Consider the following 1,000-nt stretch of genomic DNA (forward strand, 5'->3'; position numbering starts at 1 on the left):
GTAGTGGTATTTGGCTCTGTAAATGCGGGTTATTCATTTGAGCAAAATGGTTTGAACCAAGTTCGAGGTGGACGAGTGCTCAAAGCGGTCCATAACGGACAAAGTTTTTCATTCTCTGGTGGGTTTTCTTACTCGTTGTCTTATGACACCTCATTAAGTATCTCTACTAACGTAAGCTACAACACTGCAACGAATTTGTATTTTACCGACGGAACAAATGCTGAAACACAAGACTCAGCCAGTGGTTCGATGAATATGTCGTTAGGTATTCGTGTTGATCCGACCACAATTATCAATACAAGTTTTGGTTTTGGTCTGACGGAAGATGCGTCTGATTTTAATTTAGGATTCTCTTTGCCGATTAACATCGGTGCGTGGACTTGGTAAGTTCACAATCGGAGCGAATGTGAGAGAGTTTACAAAACCAATCCAGCGAGCGTTTGTTGCGCTGACAACGGTCATGCTCGTTTTTCCACCTCAATTGCTAGCGCAGGTTGGTAATGGCATTACTATAGATAGTCGTGCTATGTCTTTGGGTAATGCGGTCGTGGCAGATCGTGATCCCAGTATTGCAGCGGTGTACCACAATCCTGCAGGTCTGACTAACTTGAAAGACCGTCAGTTCGAAGTTGATCAATATATTATCGGTCTTGATTTAGATGCTGCTTACATTGCTGGAGATGATTACGAAATCTTTGGTCTAGAGGGGACCGGTTTTAACACTTATGACCCATCCGTTCCTAGGGATCCAGTCGTTGGCGGTGATGGCTACGGAGAAAGCCATACAAGTAAACCAGCGATTTACATTCCAGGATTTGGCCTTCAGCAATGGGTATGGAGTGGTCCCGCACCTTTGCCGTTCCAGTTTGGTTTTTCTGTCAATGAGCCAGGATCAAAATTTACATTCGCTGCAAAAAACTACATGCACTCTCCGTTGGGACTTTTTAAAGACGCTGAAGACCCAGGGACATTCTTAGGTAAAGAGGCTGCTATTCAGAGG

General features: G+C 44.3%; 2 pseudogenes. Both read left to right on the plus strand.

Annotation, left to right across the window (positions count from 1 at the left end):
* Positions 1-387: pseudogene (locus A3762_RS27890) on the plus strand (transporter); the annotation flags it as partial.
* A 19-nt stretch (positions 388-406) separates the two neighbouring features.
* A pseudogene (locus A3762_RS20625) lies at positions 407-1,000 on the plus strand (hypothetical protein); the annotation flags it as partial.

This window comes from Oleiphilus sp. HI0125 (assembly GCF_001635355.1).